General features: G+C 48.6%; 17 protein-coding genes and 1 riboswitch. Of the genes, 3 read left to right on the forward strand and 14 right to left on the reverse strand.

What is annotated here, in order from left to right:
* Positions 1 to 96: 96 nt before the first annotated feature.
* From NST96_RS24900 to NST96_RS24955, 12 genes are all read right to left on the reverse strand, one after another.
* The gene (locus NST96_RS24900) at positions 97 to 471 is read right to left on the reverse strand and encodes a glycosyltransferase family 2 protein (RefSeq protein WP_141334254.1); all 375 of its coding nucleotides are present in this window, start codon (positions 469 to 471) and stop codon (positions 97 to 99) included.
* An 89-nt stretch (positions 472 to 560) separates the two neighbouring features.
* Entirely contained in the window at positions 561 to 1,268 is a 708-nt protein-coding gene (locus tag NST96_RS24905) for a response regulator transcription factor (protein ID WP_003388337.1), read from the reverse strand.
* Between the two features lie 27 nt (positions 1,269 to 1,295).
* Entirely contained in the window at positions 1,296 to 2,438 is a 1,143-nt protein-coding gene (locus NST96_RS24910; protein ID WP_003388338.1) for a sensor histidine kinase, read from the reverse strand.
* Positions 2,438 to 3,451 carry a polysaccharide deacetylase family protein gene (locus tag NST96_RS24915; protein ID WP_003388339.1) on the reverse strand — a complete coding sequence of 338 codons (1,014 nt, stop codon included), beginning with the start codon at positions 3,449 to 3,451 and terminating at the stop codon, positions 2,438 to 2,440. Before NST96_RS24915 ends, NST96_RS24910 begins: the two co-directional genes overlap by 1 nt.
* A 185-nt stretch (positions 3,452 to 3,636) precedes the next feature.
* A complete protein-coding gene (gene metK, locus NST96_RS24920; protein WP_003388340.1) occupies positions 3,637 to 4,842 on the reverse strand; it encodes a methionine adenosyltransferase in 1,206 nt (401 codons plus the stop codon).
* A gap of 139 nt (positions 4,843 to 4,981) precedes the next feature.
* Positions 4,982 to 5,082: riboswitch (SAM riboswitch) on the reverse strand.
* A 53-nt stretch (positions 5,083 to 5,135) separates the two neighbouring features.
* On the reverse strand, positions 5,136 to 5,609 hold the full coding sequence (locus tag NST96_RS24925) for a hypothetical protein (RefSeq protein ID WP_003388342.1): 474 nt from the start codon (positions 5,607 to 5,609) through the stop codon (positions 5,136 to 5,138).
* A gap of 25 nt (positions 5,610 to 5,634) precedes the next feature.
* Entirely contained in the window at positions 5,635 to 8,181 is a 2,547-nt protein-coding gene (locus NST96_RS24930; protein WP_003388345.1) for a S8 family serine peptidase, read from the reverse strand.
* Between the two features lie 209 nt (positions 8,182 to 8,390).
* Complete coding sequence (locus NST96_RS24935) at positions 8,391 to 9,380, reverse strand: SLAP domain-containing protein (protein ID WP_003388346.1); 990 nt, start codon at positions 9,378 to 9,380, stop codon at positions 8,391 to 8,393.
* A gap of 49 nt (positions 9,381 to 9,429) precedes the next feature.
* Positions 9,430 to 10,398, reverse strand: a complete 969-nt coding sequence (locus tag NST96_RS24940) for an SLAP domain-containing protein (RefSeq protein WP_003388348.1) — start codon at positions 10,396 to 10,398, stop codon at positions 9,430 to 9,432.
* 85 nt (positions 10,399 to 10,483) lie between these two features.
* Positions 10,484 to 11,446: an accessory Sec system S-layer assembly protein gene (locus tag NST96_RS24945; RefSeq protein ID WP_003388350.1), complete on the reverse strand. Its 963-nt coding sequence runs from the start codon at positions 11,444 to 11,446 to the stop codon at positions 10,484 to 10,486.
* 310 nt (positions 11,447 to 11,756) lie between these two features.
* A complete protein-coding gene (locus NST96_RS24950) occupies positions 11,757 to 13,070 on the reverse strand; it encodes a copper amine oxidase N-terminal domain-containing protein (protein ID WP_024984141.1) in 1,314 nt (437 codons plus the stop codon).
* 124 nt (positions 13,071 to 13,194) lie between these two features.
* Positions 13,195 to 13,761: an XRE family transcriptional regulator gene (locus tag NST96_RS24955; protein ID WP_003388354.1), complete on the reverse strand. Its 567-nt coding sequence runs from the start codon at positions 13,759 to 13,761 to the stop codon at positions 13,195 to 13,197.
* A 298-nt stretch (positions 13,762 to 14,059) separates the two neighbouring features.
* Here NST96_RS24955 and NST96_RS24960 point away from each other — a divergent pair, with 298 nt between their 5' ends.
* Both NST96_RS24960 and NST96_RS24965 read left to right on the forward strand, forming a co-directional pair.
* Positions 14,060 to 15,361, forward strand: coding sequence for an MFS transporter (locus tag NST96_RS24960; protein WP_342404956.1), 1,302 nt, complete (start codon positions 14,060 to 14,062; stop codon positions 15,359 to 15,361).
* A 112-nt stretch (positions 15,362 to 15,473) separates the two neighbouring features.
* Positions 15,474 to 16,463, forward strand: a complete 990-nt coding sequence (locus NST96_RS24965) for an ornithine cyclodeaminase (RefSeq protein WP_024984143.1) — start codon at positions 15,474 to 15,476, stop codon at positions 16,461 to 16,463.
* Positions 16,464 to 16,562: 99 nt separating this feature from the next.
* Here NST96_RS24965 and NST96_RS24970 read toward each other — a convergent pair whose 3' ends face one another.
* Positions 16,563 to 17,003 (reverse strand): hypothetical protein, encoded by a 441-nt coding sequence (locus NST96_RS24970; protein WP_003388360.1) that lies wholly within the window; start codon positions 17,001 to 17,003, stop codon positions 16,563 to 16,565.
* 381 nt (positions 17,004 to 17,384) lie between these two features.
* Positions 17,385 to 17,948, reverse strand: a complete 564-nt coding sequence (locus NST96_RS24975; protein WP_003388361.1) for an AbrB/MazE/SpoVT family DNA-binding domain-containing protein — start codon at positions 17,946 to 17,948, stop codon at positions 17,385 to 17,387.
* A 484-nt stretch (positions 17,949 to 18,432) separates the two neighbouring features.
* Here NST96_RS24975 and NST96_RS24980 point away from each other — a divergent pair, with 484 nt between their 5' ends.
* Entirely contained in the window at positions 18,433 to 21,312 is a 2,880-nt protein-coding gene (locus NST96_RS24980) for a toxin Cry1Ac domain D-VI-related protein (RefSeq protein WP_342404957.1), read from the forward strand.
* Positions 21,313 to 21,578: the final 266 nt, after the last annotated feature.

A 21,578-nucleotide genomic window follows, 5' to 3' on the forward strand; every position in this document is an offset into this window, starting at 1 on the left:
CAAAAAGACTGCAGGGGATGCAAAGAAATCTCTACGGAAATCCCATTGGAACTCTCATAGAAAAGCAAGAGCCCTCTGAAAACGCAAAAAAGCGCGCTATTGCGCGCGCTCCTGTTCGCCCTTCTGGCGAAGATCTATGGTCATGACGGGCTCGCCGAACGCGCCTTCCCGATCTTCCCTGCACGGGTAGTCTGTCCGTTCCAACACCGTCATGATCCGGATGGTATCGTCAACCGATCCATCATCTTGATACGAAATGCAAATAGGGGTTCCTCGCAAATACGAGTGGAATTGAAGCTTCCTGACAGCTTGCTCCACCACATCCCCCGAATTGAACAGCAGCAATCGATAGTGCTCGTAAGTCGGAGGGACATCTTTTGTCGTCCGCCTGATCCAGAAATTCGCCAATCCCACAAGTAAAGAGGAGCACCCATATGCCGCCAGCAACCACACGACCAGCTCTTCCATCACGGTCATACCTCCTCTTACGATCAAGGTATGCGGGATAGCTTGGACACGGTGCTGCCAAACGGCAAATCACAAGCAGAAAAGAAGCTGCTCTACAGTTTTACCCAGCCATTCTTGATGGAAATAACTACAGCTTGCGTACGGTCCTGCACGCTCAGCTTTTGCAAAATGCTGCTGACGTGGTTTTTTACCGTCTTTTCACTAATAAACAGGAACTCCCCGATCGCACGGTTGCTCTTCCCTTCCGCCATCAGCTGGAGAACCTCGCGTTCACGGCGGGTGAGCGACTCAATTACCTTCGGATCGATTGGTTCCGCATCATCCACGGCTATACCGCGATCATTCGTTCCTTCCTGCTCGCTCAACCGGCGGAATTCCTCGATCAGCTTGCCGGTTACCTTTGGATGTATGTATGCTCCACCCGAAGCGACGACACGCACCGCTTCGACGAGATCGTTCGTGCCCATTTCTTTCAGCAAGTAGCCTGACGCCCCCGAGCGAAGCGTACGATATACGTATCCTTCATCGTCGTGGATCGACAGCATGATGACGCGAGTGCCGGGACTTACGGAAATAACTTGTTCCGCAGCGGAAACACCGCTCACATTTGGCATGTTGATGTCCATCAGGACTACGTCGGGCTTGTGGTCCTCGGCCAGACGGAAAGCTTCTTCTCCGTCAGCGCCCTCTCCCACGACTTGAAAGTCCTTTTCCATTTCCAAAATACGCTTGACACCCTCACGGAACAGTTGGTGATCATCCACAATAACGATGCGAATTTCTTGCTGTACCTTCTCCATATTTCATCCTCCCTGTACACTCTTGCTTCAGAATTTGACTGGTATTTGAAACATGACCTTTGTTCCCTCTCCAGGGGAAGACTGCAATTCCATCGTTCCCTCAAGCAGCTGGGCACGTTCTCTCATGCCGAGCAGCCCGTAGGAGCCTCCCTTGGCCTTTTGTGCTGCCTGATCAAAGCCGATTCCGTCATCCTTGACCACTAGGCGCAACGTATTTTCCTGAAATTCAATTTTTACCTGAACCATACTGGCCCCGGAATGCTTTTCAACATTGTTCAAGCACTCCTGCACCAGTCGAAACATCGCAGCCTTTACAGAGCTTTTCAGCGGCTGCTCTACGCCAAAGACAACCAGATCCACGGAGATTTTCGTGCGGTCCTCATACGTCTGAATGTACTTCTGCAGCGTCGGGACCAGCCCCAGATCATCCAATGCCATGGGCCGAAGGTCAAAGATAATCCGTCTGACGTCAGCCAGACTGAGGCGGACCATTTCCTTCAATTCGTGCAGCTCCATCTGCGCTTCCAGAATGCGTTCATTTTTCAGCATCTTTTCGACAATTTCAGACCGCAGCACGACGTTTGCCATGGATTGAGCGGGCCCGTCATGGATTTCTCGCGCTACCCGCTTCCGCTCTTCTTCCTGCGCCTGGATTACTTTCAGACCCATCAGCTGATGCTGTTTGGCCTCCTCCAGAGCTTCCCCTACCTTGCTCAGGTCGCCGGTCAAGTACCCCAGCACAACCCCCATCTGCGTAACCAGCTTTTCTGCTCGCTCGATTGTTTCCTCCAGCGTGCGAAGCTGCCTCTCCAGATCGTTTCTCCGCTTTTTCAAATTGTCTTCCCGTTCCCGGTAAATGGACAATTCTACCTGAATACGGTTGGCTTCTTCATAAGCGATGCGGATGTCTTCCTCTGTGTATGTCTGAAAATTACGGCTAACCAACACCAGGCGCGCTCGCGCCCTTCGGTAGGAGAGCTCCAGTTCATCTACCTTGCTTATCACTTTCGCTATTTCCTGCCGCAATTCATGCAAATCATGTTTTAAGGAATTTCCTTCTTGCCTGGCATTTTCGGCGATCTCGAATATTTGCGATTTGCTCGTCTCTACCGTCTCGATCGTGCGATTGATCACACCATCCAACATGGTAATACTGATCGCCTGATTCATTATTGATCTCCTTCTACCTCGTTTTTGACCGTCTGGAACAGCGCCTGCAGCTTGGGCACATCCATTTCCCTGATCCCGACATCGTATCTGGGGATGGAAAGCGGATTCACCTGGGCCGTTACCACACCTCGATTTGAATTGAAGACAAATCGGTAGCCCGCTTGCTTGGCTATGTCCAGTACGATGTCATTGCTGTATCCAAACGGCAAGGAAATAGCTTGCACCTGCTTGCCCACCAGATCGCTCAAGCCTACCCGCGACATCGTAAAATCTACGTAAAGGCGATTGCGGTATTCTTGTTCGTCTTCGAGCCGTTTGAGCTCCTCCATGTACACAGGTGCTGTCTCCGGTCCCAGATCTCCCCATTCGTTGCGGGCCCTCTCGTCGTGAAGACTGTATGTATGAGAAGCGATCTCCACCAACCCGGTCTGCAGCATTTCCTTCACTTGCGGACGGGATAGCGGCGTGGTCATTTTTTCTCTCTTTCGCTCCTCGGTATCCCGCAATCGTCCAAGTATGGCAAAGTTGACCGATGGGAACCGATACTGCTGCATTACGGGAAAAGCATGTGTGTAATAACTTTCATACCCATCATCAAATGTAAGCAAGACTGCATTCTCAGTGGGCAAAACTCCTGTCTCGACAAAACGCACAAATTCCGCCAGTGATATCGGATGAAAATTGTTCTCGAATAAAAACGTCATATGCTCTCTAAACTGCTCCGCCCCAATAACATAGCGCTGGTCAGAATCGTCGGTCACATGATGGTACGTCAATACGACTACCCGATCTCTATACCAGAGCTTGGAGGACGCTGCTTCTTCCCGGTTTTTTTCTGTCTGTGGTGCAGCCGATTGCTCCTCGCTTGTGCTTATAGACGTAGTGACATGGGGGAAAGGTTGCACTTTTGGAGCCTCCTCTTTAAAAAAAGAGGCAGTATCGGGCAGTCCGGCAGTCACAACGAGCCCTAGCGCAATGAAAAATACGAGAAAGAAGGGCCACCTCTTCGGCACAAAAAACTCCCTCCTTTATGCCTATATAGGAATTTCGACATATACGAACGGATTCCTTTATGAACTGAATTCCAGCAGTTTGCCGCAAGTCTTAAGGCCTAGTCTTCTTAAAAATATAGAGGAAATCCGTTTTCAATGACAGAAAAAGAGCCTAGTGTGTATCACTAGGCTCTCGCGCTTGGTCTTTACTTGGACAGCCCTGCTGCATCCTGCTTGAGCGCTTCTGCCTTATCTGTACGCTCCCACGGCACATTCAGATCGTTGCGGCCAAAATGGCCGTATGCCGCTGTCTGCTTGTAGATAGGACGACGCAGGTCAAGCTGCTTGATGATACCTGCAGGACGAAGATCAAAATGCTTGCGGATTAGTGTTACCAATTGGTCCTCGGCAATCTTGCCGGTCCCAAATGTATCTACGCTGATGGACACTGGCTGTGCGACACCAATTGCATAGGCCACTTGTACTTCGCATTTTTCAGCCAAGCCGGCAGCGACGATGTTCTTCGCTACATAGCGGGCTGCATATGCGCCGGAGCGGTCCACTTTTGTCGGGTCTTTTCCGGAGAAAGCACCACCGCCGTGACGAGCGTATCCGCCATAGGTGTCGACGATAATTTTGCGGCCTGTCAAACCGGCATCCCCTTGTGGTCCGCCAATAACAAAACGGCCAGTCGGGTTGATGAAGTATTTGGTCTCGGCATCCAGAAGCTCTGTTGGCACGACAGGCTTGATCACGTGCTCCATCAGGTCGTTCTTGATTTGTTCCAGAGTGGTTTCCGGAGCGTGCTGGGTAGAAATAACGATCGTATCAATACGAACCGGCTTATCGCCGTCGTATTCTACAGTCACCTGTGTTTTACCGTCTGGGCGCAGGTAGCTCAAAGTGCCGTTTTTACGCACTTCGGTCAGACGGCGAGCCAGCTGGTGAGCCATGCTGATCGGCAAAGGCATCAGTTCAGGAGTCTCGTTGCAGGCGAAACCAAACATCAGACCTTGGTCGCCGGCACCAATCGCTTCAATCTCAGCATCAGTCATTTTCCCTTCGCGGGCTTCCAGCGCCTGGTCTACACCGAGGGCGATATCGGCAGACTGCTCGCCGATAGCGGTCAGAACACCGCAAGTGTCGGCATCGAAACCAAACTTGGCGCGATCGTATCCGATTTCACGGATGGTGTCACGGACGAGCTTTTGAATATCCACGTACGTGTTCGTGGTGATTTCCCCTGCCACGAGTACCAGACCAGTGGTAACGGAAGTTTCGCATGCTACGCGAGCATTTGGATCCTTGGACAAAATGGCGTCCAGGATAGAGTCGGAAATTTGGTCACAAATCTTATCCGGATGACCTTCGGTGACGGATTCAGAAGTAAACAGACGACGACCTTTTTGCAAAGACATGTGTACTACCTCCTTTGACCTCATACAAATAGTGTGGTAGCCGAAACAGGTTCTTATTAGACGAAGGCACAAGCAAAAAAAAAACCTTTTCCTGTTTTAGAGGAAAAGGTGCTTGGTGTTTGCGTTCCCTACCCTCTTATCGGCCAGAACAGGTATCCGTTCTGCTGGTTAGCACCGCTCGAGTCGGTTGCCGGGCTTCATGGGGCCAGTCCCTCCGCCTGCTCTGGATAAGAGTATCCATTACGGATAATAGAATAATCGTTTTTATAGCCGGTGTCAATAAGCGCTTAGCGCAATTCGTATTTGCCGCGAACCATAATGTGCGCGACACCATTGTAGTTTGCATTCAAGCGCAATCCGCGATTGTCCGAACGGGCGATCAAGAGCAGATGATTGGCAGCCACCTGAGCTCCCGCTCGCAGGTCCTTGCCCTCGGTAATATCTGTCAAGCCATCGCCTTTATCGCCGGCTACTGCTTGTACTTTTCCCGTACGGACGATAAATTCCGTACCCTCAAAACCGTACAGCGTCTGCCCCGGGTGCAGCTCAACCACTGTCAACCCCGTCGAGACGGATGCACCGCCTGTGCCTGCGCCTCCGCCAAGAGCTTTTTGAATTTGCTGATCCACATAGCTTTTGGTGACGACCGGATCATCCGCTGAGCCCGGGACACCGGAAACGCCGTCTGCCATCGCCTGCGAAGCAAAGACCCCCATCCCGACAATTGCTATGGCGAGGATTCCCTTGGTTGCTTTTTTCATTTATGTTCTCTCCTTTTCCATAGAGTTACAAACTGTAAGCCTTCGCCAGCAGGACGACCACCTCTGCACGTGTAGCTCTTCCCTGCGGCTTGAACGTCCGTCCGTAACCGCTTATCCACTTTTTCGCCGTCAGCGCCTCAATGGCGGGAGACGCCCAGTGACTTGTCGGCACGTCGGTAAACGATGACCTGCTGCGATTATAGAGCACGAGATTATTTGCTCTGGCTACCATCAGTGCCATTTCTGCCCGTGTGATCGATTGATCCGGCAGCATGGTGCTGTTTGGATAGCCGCTGATGATGCCGAGCTGGTGGGCAGTCAGCAGATTGCCATAGGCCCAGTGATTTTTAGAAAGATCCTTGAACGGATTTCTGCCTGTATACGTAACGATATTCATCCCTTTGGCCCGCATGGACTGGATCAGCATCGTCGCAAACTGGCCTCGAGTCACCGACTGGTCAGGCTTGAAGGTCGAATCATCAAAGCCTTTGACGACTCCCTTCGTGCTGAGTCTGGCGATCTCGTTGCGGGCCCAGTGCGTGGAAATATCACGATAACCCGCGATCAAAGGCTGCTTGGTCAAAGTCAGCCGGTACGAATCGTATTTAAACGGCAATGTGGTTGTCAGACGGATATAATACTTGCCCGGCTTCAGCTTCATGCCAAGCACCTCTTTGCCCAGATCGGACAGCTGCGCTACGTCGTTCGTGGCAAAGAGCGAGTAGTTCAATGTATCCGAACCGTACAGCTCCAGCCGCATCCCTGTCGATACGGGAACGAACGGAGCGCGTATGCTGACGTAGGATTCGGAATCGACCGTAAATTGGAACCAGTCCTGATCGGTATGAGTAGGCAAGGTTCCTGTCATCAGCGTTCCGTTGGCCAAAGGTGACGCCTGGCGATATGTATCGTTGGGCTCATTGGTATCCTTCCGAATCGGCGTATAGGACACGTCCAGCTTGTACTCGCCGTTCACCTGATTTCGCCAGTACTCGGTCAGCCTGATGTAGTATTTGCCCGGCGATACTTCCTTTTGGGCGCGCTCGGTCGGGTCATTCCGGTCGCCTTTGTCAAATTCTTCAAAGGCTTGTCCCTCTTTGCCGATCTTCATGTTCAGGTCGATCCGCTTGGTATCGGCAGTGACTGTTACGTTTAGCCGGCCGTATTCGCGGACATAGTAAGAAAACCAGTCCTCGTCGCCCTCTTCATGGAAGTTCCCGATTACGGAAATTTGGTTGCCTACCAGCGGGCGGGCCGTATCCATTGTATTGTTGCGCTCATACTTGTCCGGATTGATCGTAAACCGGCTGGTCAACAGATAGGTAAAGCCCTTCACACCGAAGCTTCGCTCCATCCTGATGTACATTCTACCAGCTTTCACCGGTACAGTCAGCGTGTCTCCGTTCCCTATGTAATAGGTAGAAGCTTCGCGATTTTCAGGGAAAAAGGTAGCAGCCAGCGCGGTTGTATTCGTTGAAGTGACAGTTGCGACCAGTGTCACTTTTCCGTCATAGGGAATATCCATGAAATACCAGTCCATTTTGTCGGACTCGGACAAACTCGCCCTCAGCTGTGATTCAATCGGAAAAGCCTTGGCCTGACTCCGAGTATTATTTGGTTCATGAAAATCCATAGACAGCTTTTCGGTAATGGCTCGATTGACATCGACCAGTCCATATCCTGTTTGCCGGTCCCACCCTTTCTCACCGAGATCCTCAGCCGTCTGGTACAAGAGCTGGCGTACATCCAGCGGCGTCATATTCGGATTGCGCTCCAGCACCAATGCCGCAGCGCCCGCTACCTGAGGAGCTGCGGCTGACGTGCCGCTAAATGCTCCATATTTCCCCTTGGGCTTGGTCGTGTAGATATTAAAACCCGGAGCGACGAGATTCAACTCCGGCCCTGTGTTTGAATCATAGAGCGGCTTCAGGTTTCCTTTTACAGCTCCAACTGCAATTACGGTTGGATAAGCAGCCGGATAGGCAACCCGGTTCGCTTCGTTTCCGCTGGCGGCCACTACAACTACTCCACTAGCTTCTGCTCGCTGGATGGCGGCCGTCAACGACTTTGAATAGGAGAGACTACTCACGGACATCAGAATGATTTTGGCTCCTCGATCAATCGCGACGTTAATTCCTTTTGCAAGCAGCTCTACATCTGTCTCGCCGTACTTGTTCAAGACCTTGATAGGCAAAACCCTTGCATGCCTTAAAACCCCCGAGACTCCGATGCCGTTATTCCCTCTGGCCGCCAATATGCCAGTAACAGCGGTACCATGTCCGTTTTGGCTGTCATCCTGGGCAGATTTCCCCGGCTCAACCAGGTTGATTCCCGGAAGGATGTTTCCTTTCAAATCGGGATGGTTATGGTCTACTCCCGTATCAAGGACGGCAATAGTAACTGTGCTCCCAGTAACTTTTCTCCAGGCCTGATCAGCTTTGATTTGCCTCAAATGAGTCTGATTGTTGATATATTCGTCATTGGTAATGGCAGCCTTCGCCCTCTGGCTTCCCCCAAATGCAGCCATTAACCCTACTGAGACAGCGACAACTGTTAAAATAAATTTCCTCATGTAACTACAGTCCTTCCTCCCTTTTCTCAACCGAAAAAGGAATACAGGTGTTTGAGCTTGTTTTTACAAAAAAGCCCGCTCCCTTGTAGCCTATTCTATTCATTTAGCATAGCGGAACGATAGTGTGAAACGCAACCCTATTCAGGGAATCACTGGAAATCGGATGCGATAGAAAAACCCCTTTTCGCGATGCGAAAAGGGGAGGGTTCTTACTGCAGAAATCCGTTTGACTTGGTTGACTTGGTTGCATCATACACTTTGGATTCCTTCTGCTTCTCGTAAGCTTTCGGAATAAAGACCGTGCACTCTTCCACGGAAAAATCTTGTTTCTTGATCGACGAAGCCGGGATCTGGAACGCAATTACGCGGAAAGCCTTTGGATCTACCTTCATGTTTTCCAATGTGTAGCTGACACGGGCGATATCTTCGCCGTTTGCATCATGAACAACAATCGGAACTTCGGTAAAGTCCAGGCGTTTGTCCAAGCCGTTTCGAAACAGTACAACTACTTTAAGACCGCCGTTTTCCCCTTTTTTCAGTCCCAATGCCTTCAGGTCTACCTTGCCCTCTTCGACTGGATTGGCAGCAAGCTGCTGACGGTAGTATTCCATTTCATCCATTTCCAATTCTCCTCCTGCTACTACAGATTCACCCGATTGTTTCCCCGGTCTTTGATAGCCCAGCGTAAGCGGGACCTCCTCCTCCGGCAGATCGGAAAATTCATCCCAGCGGAACAAAAACTCGCACGGGCGGCTGGACTCATCGCCAATCGGTCCAAAAGTCATCATGTCAAAGCCCTTGCTGGCTACAACCTTTCCCTCGGGTGTCTTCAGGTCCAGCCGCAGTCGGTCCAGCAAAATGCTTTGCTCCGTCGCGTTGCGAATATAAGTGAGTACGAGATAACCATCCCTTGTCACCTGTGTGTAGAAAGGAAAAATCCCGACCTCATCCCGAATAATTGGCGGGAGCTGATCATGCACAAAACGGAGCAGCTCCGCTTCTTCTTCATCGAGGTTATCCCAAGGACCATTAAGGCTGAGAAACAGCTCCTTCGATGGTATACGGTTAGAAGATTGCTCAGGATCATCAAGACCAGACACGCCGAGATAAATCTCCTTGTGCAGATTCTCCTGGATTTCTTCTCTCACCGCCTCCAGGCTCTCCTTGGAGCCAAACCAGTTTTCCAATAACCAACTCATGCAGTATCCTCCTCATACGACAGCTTCAATGATTGCCATTGCCCTTGCTTTACGTAACCTCCAGCGTCCACTGCTGAAGATTTGCATCTGGCTTTTTCACCATATCTGCCGGGAAAACAAGTACCCATGGACGACTCGTTCTAGGACGAACTTGCATTCTGCTGGCGTCAATTGCGCCAGAGGCTACTACTTCGCCCTCCGAATCAGTAATCTTGATTCGCAAGATGTTCGGGCGAAAATCTTCCTCGAGCCCGTTGCGAACAAGTATTCCGGCGACCAATCGTCCATCCTTTGCCTTTGTAATATCAAACCCGATAATTTCTACTGTACCCGGCTCTATAGGGGAGATGTCAAATGTAAGTTTCTCCAAGAGCTTTTTCTGGCGGTCCGTCATTCTAGCTTCCATTTCCGGATCCAATTCAAGCTCTTGCGGCCATACATACGGGTTTTTGTTGGCCTTCATCATGATTTTCCAGTTCTTGAATGTAAAATCTTCATGCAAATAGGATTCTGGCGGAAAATGAACTTCCCAAGGTCGGCTCGTGAACGGAGGAATGGTTCCCACTTCGCTCAGATCAATACGTTGCCGGGCAAATGGGTTGCCATCAAAGTAGATGGCCAATTGAATCTGTTTAAAAGTCACAGGCAGATGTGTGCCATTGCGAATAAAGAAAGCAACAGTTACACCGCCAGTCGGCTGCGGCATCAAGCTAAACCCGGTAACGCCGACAGAGCCAAATGCTATCTCAGGCAGCTCCGCCTGCAAGAAACGGAGTGTATACTTTTTTTCGTTATCCAGCAGTTCTTCCCACGCCGGATGCAAAGAAAGCTCTGTTCTTACCTTACTCTCAAGCACCTGCTGAGTATCCTGCTGTTCCGATTGCTCCTTGACTACTTCCTGATCATCAAAATCATCGAGGTCAAGCGCAGATTCTTCCCGGAGTTCTTTTTTCAAGTCTTCCTGGGGAGCCTCTTGTCCTGACTTTTTGTCCTTAAAGTTTTTAAAAAAGGATAACATGTACATCCTCCTCACCTGTCCGAAGCACGAACGATGACTATTTTCTATGATAAAGGTTTTGGCCGATCGGGGTCAAATCGGGAATTTACTCCACCTGCGCTCCCTGCGGGATACTTACCCTCCAGCGGGACAGATCCGGGTCTTCTATCAGTATGCTCTCTTTTGGGAAGATGAACATCCACGGTTTGCTTGTGTTTGAACGTACAGTAAGTCCACCGAGTTCAAACATGCCGACGGCAACCGTCTGTCCGCTGGCATCGTAGAGGGCCAAAGGAAGCTTTTCGAAAGAGAGCGACTGCGTGGAACCATTGCGGATCAGCAACATCGCATGCAAGGCTCCTTCTTCAGAACGGCGAACCTGCACACTCTGAATATTGACCTCACCTTCTTTCAGAGCCGGCAGTCGTTTCGCCAGATCGATCAGGGCTTCTTTTTGAGAATCAGAAAGCTCGCGAATCCAGGATTCTTCCAACTCCAGCTGCTGCGGAAGCACCATTTTTTTCTGAGCCAGCTCAAACGCAATTTTCCAGTTGTTCAACAAGACATTTACTTGCTGGAAGTTTTCGCTCAGAAACACAAATGACCATGGCCGTGCTGAATGGGCCGGTATTTCTCCTATCTCCGAGAAGTCAAACTTCTGGCGGGTAAACAGCTCATCCTCGCCGAACAGGATAACGAGCGTCATCTCTTGTAAACGTACGGGATGGTCCATACCATTTCGCAAAAAGGCAGTTACCTCAATCCCCTGGTCATGAGGTACCAGAGACATGCCAGCCAGCGATATTTTGCCAGGCTCCATCGGCGGCAGTTCCTGTGCCATGAAGGACAACGCATACTTTTCCGAAGTATTCAAGCTCTTCTCCCATGATTCATGCAAGGAGAGCTTCGTAATTCCACTTCCAACTGCCGATTTCTTGGCAGTGCTTGCCGATTTGTCTGAAGACAGTCCCGTATCCTGAGCGGAGAGGACCGATTCCTCACGCAAATGTTCCTTTATTGCTTCCGGTGTCGGCGTTTTTCCCATCAGATTTTTCAAAAAGGATAGCATGTCTTCGCTCCCAACTTTTCTCTACATCTATATAGAGATTCTATTCGTTTTCAACTATAGCACAGTGAAACTCCAATGCAACATCGAAAACTTGGTATTCTGATACATTGCAGATAATTTTTCCATTATACTATTTGACGCAGCAAAGACGAAAGAGTCGCGGTTAAAATGAACAGAAAACAATCATTGTATTTGTACAATATCTGAATAAGTACGACACAAACATTGACAATGACCCGGACAAAATTGAAACAAAAAGGGCCGTCTAAAGACAGGCCCTCTCTGAAAAAAGCTATAATATAGAAAGTAATTACTGATTGGTGGCATCCGTTTCCGTATTCACGGTCGTTGTACTGCTTCCAGAGATTGTCGTTGCCGCATCGCCTGCCGGCTTCTCGATATCGACCGTTCCAGCACTTGCAGCCGTTCCTGTCGCAGCGGCAGAACCATCGGCAGTTTGTCCAGCGGAAGACTCTGTAGTTGATGGGGCTTTGGTTCCTTCTGCAGCCGGCGCTTCTGTACCCGTTGCCGTTTCAGTCGATTGCTGATCTTCGATGATGATGATGTCGCCTGTCTCTTGATAGTCGACTTTCGCGTTCAGCTTTTCACCGATGAACCGCAGCGGCAGGAAGACGCGGCCGTTTTTCACGATTGGCTTGGTGTCCAGCTTGATCTTCTCACCGTTTACGACTGCTTCTCCCGAGTCGAGATGAAGAACGATCTTGTTTTCGCCGCGCACTACTTCGACTGTGCGGGTTTCCGGGCTCCAGTTCACTTCTGCCTTCAGCGAAGCGCTAATCGCGCGTACCGGCACCAGTGCACGTCCTTTTTCAAGGAAAGGAGCTGTATCCATTACGACCTCTTTGCCGTTGATGAACGTCTTCAGTCCCGCTTCACCTGATTTTTGGTACAGCTCGCCCAATTTTTGATAGACTTCCTTGTCACCGGGCCTGTAGAAACGGTCGAGCAGCTCCTTCTGGACCTCAAGCGCCTGCTTCAGCTCAGACTGTGCTTCCAGCTGCTTGGTCAGCTCCTCGTATTTCGCTCGCAGCTCTTCGGTCACTTCCTGGCTTTTTTTCAGTTGAACCCGCAGCTCGATCAGCTCTTTTTTTGTTTTTACCGCTTGCTGGATCGCTTCTTTTTTGCCAGCTTGGCTACTCGGAAGCCCTGTGGCCGGATCGATCGCACCGGCTGCCTTTTCCGCTGCTTTCTTGGCAGCTTCTGCCGCCTTTTCTTCGGCTTTTTTTGCTGCTTCTGCGGCCTTTTCCTCAGCCTTTTTCACAGCCTCTGCTGCTTTTTCCTGTGCTTTTTTTGCATCCTCAGCAGCTTTTTCCTGTGCCTTCTTGGCATCTTCAGCAGCCTTTTCGGCAGCTTTTTCAAGCTCCTTCTTGGCTTTCTCCAGTTCCTTATTCGCTTTTTCTTCTGCCTTTTGTTTATCTTCTTCGGCCTTCTGTTTTTCCTTCTCGGCCTTTTCCTGTGCTTTTTCCTTTTCCTTCTCTGCTTTTTCTTTCTCTTTTTCAGCTTTCTCTTTTTCCTCTTTTACCGGCTTATCAGCGTGCACCGCGCCGATAGGAGCTGCAACGAGCAGAGCCAGGATCAAACTTGCGGAAACCAGTTTTTTCATTGGATGTCCCCTCCGTGAAGTAATGAAAAATTGTATTATCTTTTTATATCGGCGAGAGCCGCGACAATTATTACAGATGGCGAAATATTTTGAACCGGAGATATCTATTTATGACTGCAAGCTATCATTTCCCGCTATTTTTCAGAAACCTGGCAGGCGAGCTGACCATCAGAAATCTGACCGGTTTGTCCGTTCGATTGTACCAATTGTGCGGCGTGGATGATTCCATATGGACGCTGTCGCCCGGATACAAGTCGTGTTCTTCGCTTCCCATCAGGAGCGTAAGTATGCCCTCCAACACATAAAGAAATTCTTGCCCTTTGTGTGCAAAAGGGGCCCCTTTTTCGTCATCCGGAAGCAGCGTGACCAAGATCGGCTCAAACAAAGGTGCGGGAAGATCGGCTGACAAGTCTTTGTACATAAAACGCGATTGCTCTGAGTGAAGCTCGTCCCCGCTTCCCTTGCGCAAAATGTATGATTTCGGACTCTTTTCCTGCGGGAAAAAATAGCTGGGGCTCACATCCAACGCTTCCGAGATTTTCGTGAGAGACTCCAAAGTGACTGATGACTTGGATCGCTCCACCTGGGACAGAAAGCTGATGGACAATTCTGTCTTCTCCGCCACCTGCTTGAGCGTCAGCTTTCGTTCCAGACGACGCGCTTTCATTCGTTTTCCGATGTTTTGTTCCATAGACTTCCCTCGCAAGGTTACTGAGTTATCCCTATCCTATCACACCTGACTCTTGAAAACAGTGCAAGAAAACGGGTGCCCGACAGATCGTTCTCCTTTTTCACAACTCAGAAACAAAAGTTTCTCTCGATAAAATATTTTGATTATTGAAACATATATCAACAAGTCTTATAATTCTTTTAACGCCGAATTGAAGTGACACTTCAATTTATTGCTTCTCAGTCTGTACAGCAAGAGATGGCCGCTCATTCTGACCTCATTCAGTAGCGATTACAGTACAAAGGAGGTAGCTGTCAAGATGGCACAAGTTCAAACGGAGGTTTCCAAACGGTTGCAAAACAAAGCGTTAGTCGCAAGCCTGGTCGGAAGCTCCATCGAATGGTTCGATTTCTTTCTTTACGGTACGATGGCCTCGCTCGTATTCAACAAGCTGTTCTTTCCATCCACAGATCCAACCGTAGGGCTTCTGCTTTCTTACCTGTCATTCGGTCTTCCTTTCTTTATTCGGCCGCTGGGCGGAATCATCTTTAGCCATATCGGCGACAAAATCGGACGGAAGAAAACATTGGTTCTCACCTTGTCCCTAATGGGCGGAGCCACTGTCCTGATCGGCCTTCTCCCCGATTACAACGCGATCGGCGTGTGGGCTCCCATTCTGCTGGTCACGATGCGCCTGATCCAGGGCCTCGGCATCGGCGGAGAGTGGGGCGGCGCACTATTGCTCGCCGTGGAATATTCGGGAAAAGGGAGACGCGGTTTCTTTGGCAGCATCCCGCAAATGGGCGTACCGATCGGAATGCTGCTCGGAACACTGGCCGTCACGGTCATGAGCTCGCTGCCGGATGAACGATTCATGTCGTGGGGATGGCGCGTACCGTTTATCCTGAGCGCCGGACTGGTATTTCTCGGCTTGTGGATTCGCAACGGGCTGGATGAGACACCCGCTTTCCAGGCGGCGAGAGAAAGCGGCAATATCGCCAAGGTCCCGATCATCGACACATTCCGCTATCACTGGAAGTCCGTCTTGATCGCTGTCGGCGCCAAAGTCGTGGAAACAGGGCCGTTCTACATCTTCTCCACCTTTGTCATCGCCTATGCGACAGGGTATTTGGGGTATGACCGCGTGACTGCGCTAAATGCCGTGACCATTGCCACTCTGGTGACGACGATCATGATCCCCTATATGGGCAAGCTGTCCGACAAACTCGGCCGGAAGCCGTTGTACATCGGCGGAACCATTTTGATCATCCTCTACGCCTTCCCTTATTTTTACCTGCTGTCGCTAAAGTCCGGCGAAATACTGACGATTGCGACCATTATCGGACTGGGCATTCTCTGGGCGCCGGTCACGGCCGTTCTGGGGACGATGTTCTCGGAAATCTTCAGCACCAATGTTCGCTACACCGGTGTGACTGTCGGCTATCAGCTGGGAGCCGCGTTGGCCGGAGGGACGGCTCCGCTGATCGCTACCGCCTTGCTGGCCGCTTTCGATAACTCATGGGTACCGGTGGCCCTCTACATTGTATTGACAGGTGTCATCTCCCTGATCGCCATCGGAGCGACCAAGGAGACAAAGGACTTGGACCTGGATAATCCGTAGAAAAATATAGCTGAAAAGCCACTGATTCGTGAGGACCGCACCGACACTTCTGAGCCCCGCTCTGCAGCCTCCCGGAGGTCCTCCCCTATTTCGCCAGGAAAGGATGATCCACATGCTCGTTTTGACCCAGAAGGATATTCGCCAGCTCTACACGATGCAGGATTGCTTGCGGGATGTCGAACAAGTATTCCGGGACAATGCCGCCGGCCTCGTCCACACCCCGGTGCGTACTGCCATTGACCATCCAAAGTACGGGGCGACCAGCCTGTACATGCCCTCCTACCTGGAAGCGGCTGATTACGTTGCGGTAAAGGTGATCAGTATTTTTCCGGAAAACCATGCGGCCGGGATCAAGGCGCTGCAGAGCGTCATCCTGTTGACCGAAGCCAAGACCGGCCAGCATGTCGCGATGATGGATGCCAGCTATTTGACCGTTCTGCGGACAGGCGCGAGCAGCGGCGTGGCAACCAAGTATCTGGCACGCGAGCAGGCAAAAAGCTGTGCTGTTCTCGGATGTGGTGCACAAGCTGTGGGGCAGATTCAGGCGGTCATGGAGGTGCGAGCTTTGGAGGAGGTCGTGCTGTACAACCGCACGATAGCACGAGCAGAAGAAATGGAAAAAATACTCCGGACCCTGTATCCGGACTGGACCGGGGAGATCCGCATCGTCGAAAATGCCGATCAAGCAGTGAAGAACGCGGACATCGTCATCTGCAGCACCAAGTCGGAGTCGCCCCTGTTCGACGGGGCCAGCCTGAAGCCAGGCGCCCACATCAATGCCATCGGCGCTTTTTTGCCGCATATGCGGGAAGTAGACCTCACCACCTTGCAAAGATGCAGCAAGATCGTCGTCGATACAATAGAAGGATCACATCATGAAGCAGGCGATTTGCTCATCCCCGTCAGCCGAGGCGAATGGAGCTTTGACCAGCTTCACGCCGAGCTGGGGGAAATCCTTTTGGGTCATAAGAAGGGGCGCGAGAATGAGGAAGAGATCACGTTGTACAAGTCGGTCGGCATCGCCTATCTGGATACGGCTGTGGCCAAGTCTGTGTACGAGCTGGCGAAGGATAAGGGAATGGGGACAGAGATTGTGTTGTAATTTTATTTTTGCTTGCAAAAAGGAAAGCGGAGTGAGCTGCTGCGTGCTCAACTCCGCTTTTACTTGTTGATTGGTAAATTTGCACTTAAAAAACCTGTGCTATGGAGTGTTTACCGTTATAGTGCCTGAAACCTTTCCTTGTCTACCATCTATTGTAATCAGGTAGGTCCCTACCGGGCATACATTCTCACTTGAAAAACTAAATGTTCCGTTACCTGTGAAAGTTCCGCTTCCCATTCTCGTTTGATAACCGTCTGGTTCCAGCTTTGCCAAACGGTAGTATACTTTGGCTTCTCTCGCCGAAGACGACTGCTGATTTACTGTAACATTGACGTAGCCTGGAGTGTTGACATATATGTAACCAGTCTCATCATATTCACCCGCTGCCACAGCAAATCGAAAGGTTTGTGTTGCCATTGCCTGCTGTTCTGTTTCAGTACTTGAAACCCCGGAAGTCTTTGTTGGTTCATTGTTGGCTAACGCATTTGAAGGCAAAAGCAAGGCAGCGGACAAAAGAGTAAACAAAGCCCATTTTTTCATAGTCACCAACTCCCAAATTTTGTATTTTTTCATTATATTATCATTACCTTATCTTTATGTAAATATTTGTATTTTTTACATTTTGAGACTACTATTCGCTTATATTCTTGAAAGCGAATCAAGCCTTACTTACCCAGACCGGCTTTTATATCTTAGTACAGTGTATAAATACCTTACGAGTCAGGTGAGCTGCTGTTTTTTACCCAACGATTCATAATTACGATGAGAGAGCCTTGAACAGCTTCGCTCCGAGCCTGGAAGACATTCTCTCCGGCCAGAAAGGAAAACACCTCGCCGGTCCCCTAAAAGTAAGTAAAAAATTGAAAGGCCCTTCTCTTCTCCACAGCGATGCGAAGAAAAGAAGGGCCTTGCTTACATTTATCAATAATCAAAGTCTACCGGAGAACTCTCTGTGGCACTCTCCCCGACGCAAGTCTTGCAAACGAGCTTGCCTTTGAAATAGAAGGTATCATTCATCAAGGTTCCGCAGAATACACAGCCCGGAGCATATTTCCGGAGAATGATCGTGTCGTTGTCCACAAAAATTTCCAAAGAGTCCATTACTTCGATATTCAGCACTCTCCTGAGTTCAATCGGCAAAACAATTCTCCCCAGGGAATCCAGCTCACGAACCACACCTGAGACCTTCCCGACCAATGGCTTTCCGCTTTCCTGCGTGACGCTTATCTCATGTCTTGCCGCCGTTTTCACCGACTGCAGCCTGTTTCTTTGGTAGTGTGTAGCGCACAACCCTTTGGCCACCTGCTTTTTGTCACAACCAGGCTCCTGGCAAATCCGTTCTTTTACAGTCTGTCTCTCCATACCCGGCTGTGCACTCATCACTGTTTTTTGCAGCAGCCTGTTTTTTTGGTAGTGCTTCATGCAAAAGCCTTTTGCGTAATAGTTATTGGTGCAGCCCTCGATCTGGCAGCGTCGATTGTTCATGATTTCGCCCCTCGCTTATACGTAATCGCATATTGTACAAAACCTGCTATTTATAATGGAACGGTTGAGTAGAAACCTGCGTGGCGTACAGTTTTTGAATGGAACCCATCACTTTTCCCTGATGACAACGGCTCTGCGAAAAACTTTTTCTCCGAACCATTCATCGGCAATCCCTCTCAAGATATGGTAACAGTTTCAGTTTATCACAGACAGGAAAGGATACAATCTGAATTTTGTAGAGAAAGGCAATGATTTATTGTTTGGCGCTGCGGTAAAAAAGTTCAACAATAAAAGCCTCCGCGATAGCAGCGGACTTAGAGCGTTCATGACTCCGCAAATGTATAGGGAATGAAGCTCTTACTTAGCAATCCAACACTTCCATATTGTAGGGATTTCCATTGCTTAGGTAAAAGATACAGCCATATTCCTTTTTTCTACAAATGGAAAGTCAGCGAGTAGCTGGAAACCACATGGAAAATAAAGGGTGGACCTAATTTCCAGACGATTCCAAATACTAGTAAAGGTTTGTGCTATTAACGCTAAGACTCTGGTTGTAGATTTTAACAAAGAGCTTACTGAAGAAGAAAAAGCAGCAGTCACCTATGAAGTTAAAAAAGGTGGAGCTGTTCAACTTTTCAAGCTCGATAGCTACGATGCTGACAAAGCTAAGCTCGTTAGAACTAGCGGTGCTGCCCTGGAAGCAGGCACTTACGAAATCACTGTAAAAGGCCTTAAAGATGGTGTTACTAACTCCGGTACCGTAACTGTTGAAGCTCAAAAGGCTACTACACTCGAAGTTACCGGTGAAGCTCTGACAGATGCTACTGCAAAAGCAAAAGTTGCGGTTGAGCTTAAAGACCAATATGGTGAAAAGCTTGCTCTTAGTGGTACTGACTTTACAGTAACTGCGTTCAACAAAACACAGAACGCCACTGTAAAAGTAGAATTTGATCCAACGGATAAATATTTCTACATTAACACTAAAACCAGTGCAGATGCTTTCAAAATGAACGACGAGGTTAACGTTGTTATCATGCACAACAAATCTGGTTTGAAAGCAACTAAGACACTGAAAGTTTCTGCTGCTGCTAACGTGTCTACCATTACGTTCGGTAACATCGAACTGCCAACTGGAAAATCCCTGTTGACTGAAGATCTTACCAACGTAAAAGTTCCATACACTGCTAAAGACCAGTACGGTAATGACATTCCGTTGAGCAAAGGTGATAATGGAAACGTTGAAGTAATTTCTTCTGATGCAACTGTAATTGCAGCTGCTGATGTAGACTTTATCTCAGAAAACAACGTTAAGAAGGTACAAGTAGCGAAGTTCCTTAAGGCTGGCAAAGCAACTATTACTCTTTTCAACAAGGTCACAGGTGATACTTCCTCTATTACATTTGATGTTCAGGAGAAAGCCGGTAGCATCTATGATGTTGAATTGGAAAAACCAGCAATTGACCTTCCTGAAACTGGTTCTGCAGTTGCTGTTGGTTTGAACGTAACAGACAAATATGGCACAAAAATTGAGCCGAAAAATTATGTGAATAATGTAGAGGAAGCATTTACTGTAAACTCCTCTAACACTTCCGTAGTTGTTCCTACCATCAATACAAATGCGAAAGATAAGAACTACGGTAAACTGATGCTCGAGCCTAAGGGTAAGAAGGGTCAAACTGCTACAATTACTGTAACTGTCAACGGTACAGGGGAAACTGCATCGCTTAGCGTAACAATCGGTGAGAAAGCTGTTCTTTCTATCATGGATGTATCTGCTGATAGCAAGCACAAAACCTCTCTCGTTAAAGGTGCTAAAACAACTGTTGTCTTTGCTGTTAAAGATCAATACGGTAATGTAACAGAAAAAGACAATGACGAATACACTATTGAGTACAAAGTGAAAGATTCCTCCACAAACATCACTTTGAGCGGCGCTAAAGTTGGAGAGTCCGCACCATCTGTTGATGTAACCGCTGCTAAAGTTGGTTCTGCTACACTTGTTGCTACCTTGAAAAAAGGTGAAGAAGTAGTTGCAACCAAAGAAGTAGCATTCACTGTTGTAGCTAACGACTCCACTAACCTGACTTATGAAGTTGCAGATGTTCCAAAACTCTACAAGGGCGGTGCCGCTAATAACGTATATGCAGAAAAGCTTTCTATTTCTGCTAAGGATGCTAGCGGAACAGTCTTTGCCATCCCAACAGAAGAAATCATTAATGTGACATCTTCCGATAAGGCAGTTGCGGATGTTGCTAAAACAGCTAATGGATGGGTTGTATTCGGTAATAAAGTGAAAGAGGAAGGTAAGGATTCTACAGTAACTTTGACTATCGTTTTGAATAGCGATAACGAAGTTAAGACAATTACTAAAGATGTTGTAGTTTCCTCAGAAGATTTGGCTGCAGCTACAGTTCGTTTCATGGATAAAGATCCTGATGGTAAGACTGACGAAGCTGTGACAGTAACCGAATTGCCAAAGGATGCTAAGGATGTTACGGCCTTCCCAGCTGAAAATCCATCTGATTTGGATGAGGTAGACCTTTTCGTAGTAGTACAAGATCAATTTGGTCGTTATGTCGAAGCAATTTCTGCCGATGAAGTATTAAAGGATGGCCCTGACTACCATGTAATTACCTTCACATCTAAAAACTCGGTAGGTATTGAAGATGTAAACAGTGATGATGATATCACAATTGCGAAAGGTGAAGTTGACTTTAAGACACTTGCTGACAACCTGATTATTGAAGAGGGAGCTTCTTTCCGTCTGGTTGGGACCACAGCAAATGGTAAAGTGGACTATGTAACTGTTCAACTCACTGGAAAAAAAGCATCTGATGATACATTAGCTTTGACTGATGCTACAAAAGCAGTAAAAGCACTGTTCGTTGATTACTCTAAGCAAGATGCACTTGCTAAAGATGTAGATCAGGCGAAAATTGACGCTGCCAAAGCTAAAGTTACAGCATTGAAGAATTCTGCCGATAAAGCTACATTGCTAAATGATATTAAAGCAGCACAAGATCTGCTGGACACTGCAGATGTAACTGCTGAGGTAGCTAAGTATGAAACTGCTGCAACCATTGCAAAAGCAGTTAAAGTTGGCGACGACGTAACAGCTACAGTTGTTGCTTTGAAAAAAGATGCAATTGCTAATGACGATGTAAAAGTAGAAGTAACTGCTGTTGCTGGTCAAAACGCCGCTGGTGAAGATCTCCTGAATTTGAAGGATGGTAAAGTCACTTTGGCTAAACAAGCAGCAAAAGGCGAAACTGACAAAGAAGCAACTGTAACTATTACCCTTACTAAAGGGAATGCTACCGAAGAAGTTACTGTAATTGTTACACTTGAAGAGCAAGATGTTTAGGATTCAGCGGGATTAGTGCTTGTCACTACCTGAAGAATGTCGAAAGGGTCTACCTCAAAAAGAGGTAGGCTCTTTCCTTTTGTAGGGAACTGACTACAAAACTTTCTGCTAGATCACTGCTTTTCCTTTCCTCTTACATTCTCACCAGCGACTTTCCCGCAACGCCAAGAAAACTATTCATTCTTCATTCACTGTAAACTATAAAAACTGTAGTCAGCCATTCCCTCACCACTCCCCCTTCGTCCCCCCTCTCATCAAAAATCGAT

The sequence above is a fragment of the Brevibacillus sp. FSL K6-2834 genome, from assembly GCF_038592925.1.
GTDB classification, from domain to species: Bacteria; Bacillota; Bacilli; order Brevibacillales; family Brevibacillaceae; genus Brevibacillus; species Brevibacillus borstelensis.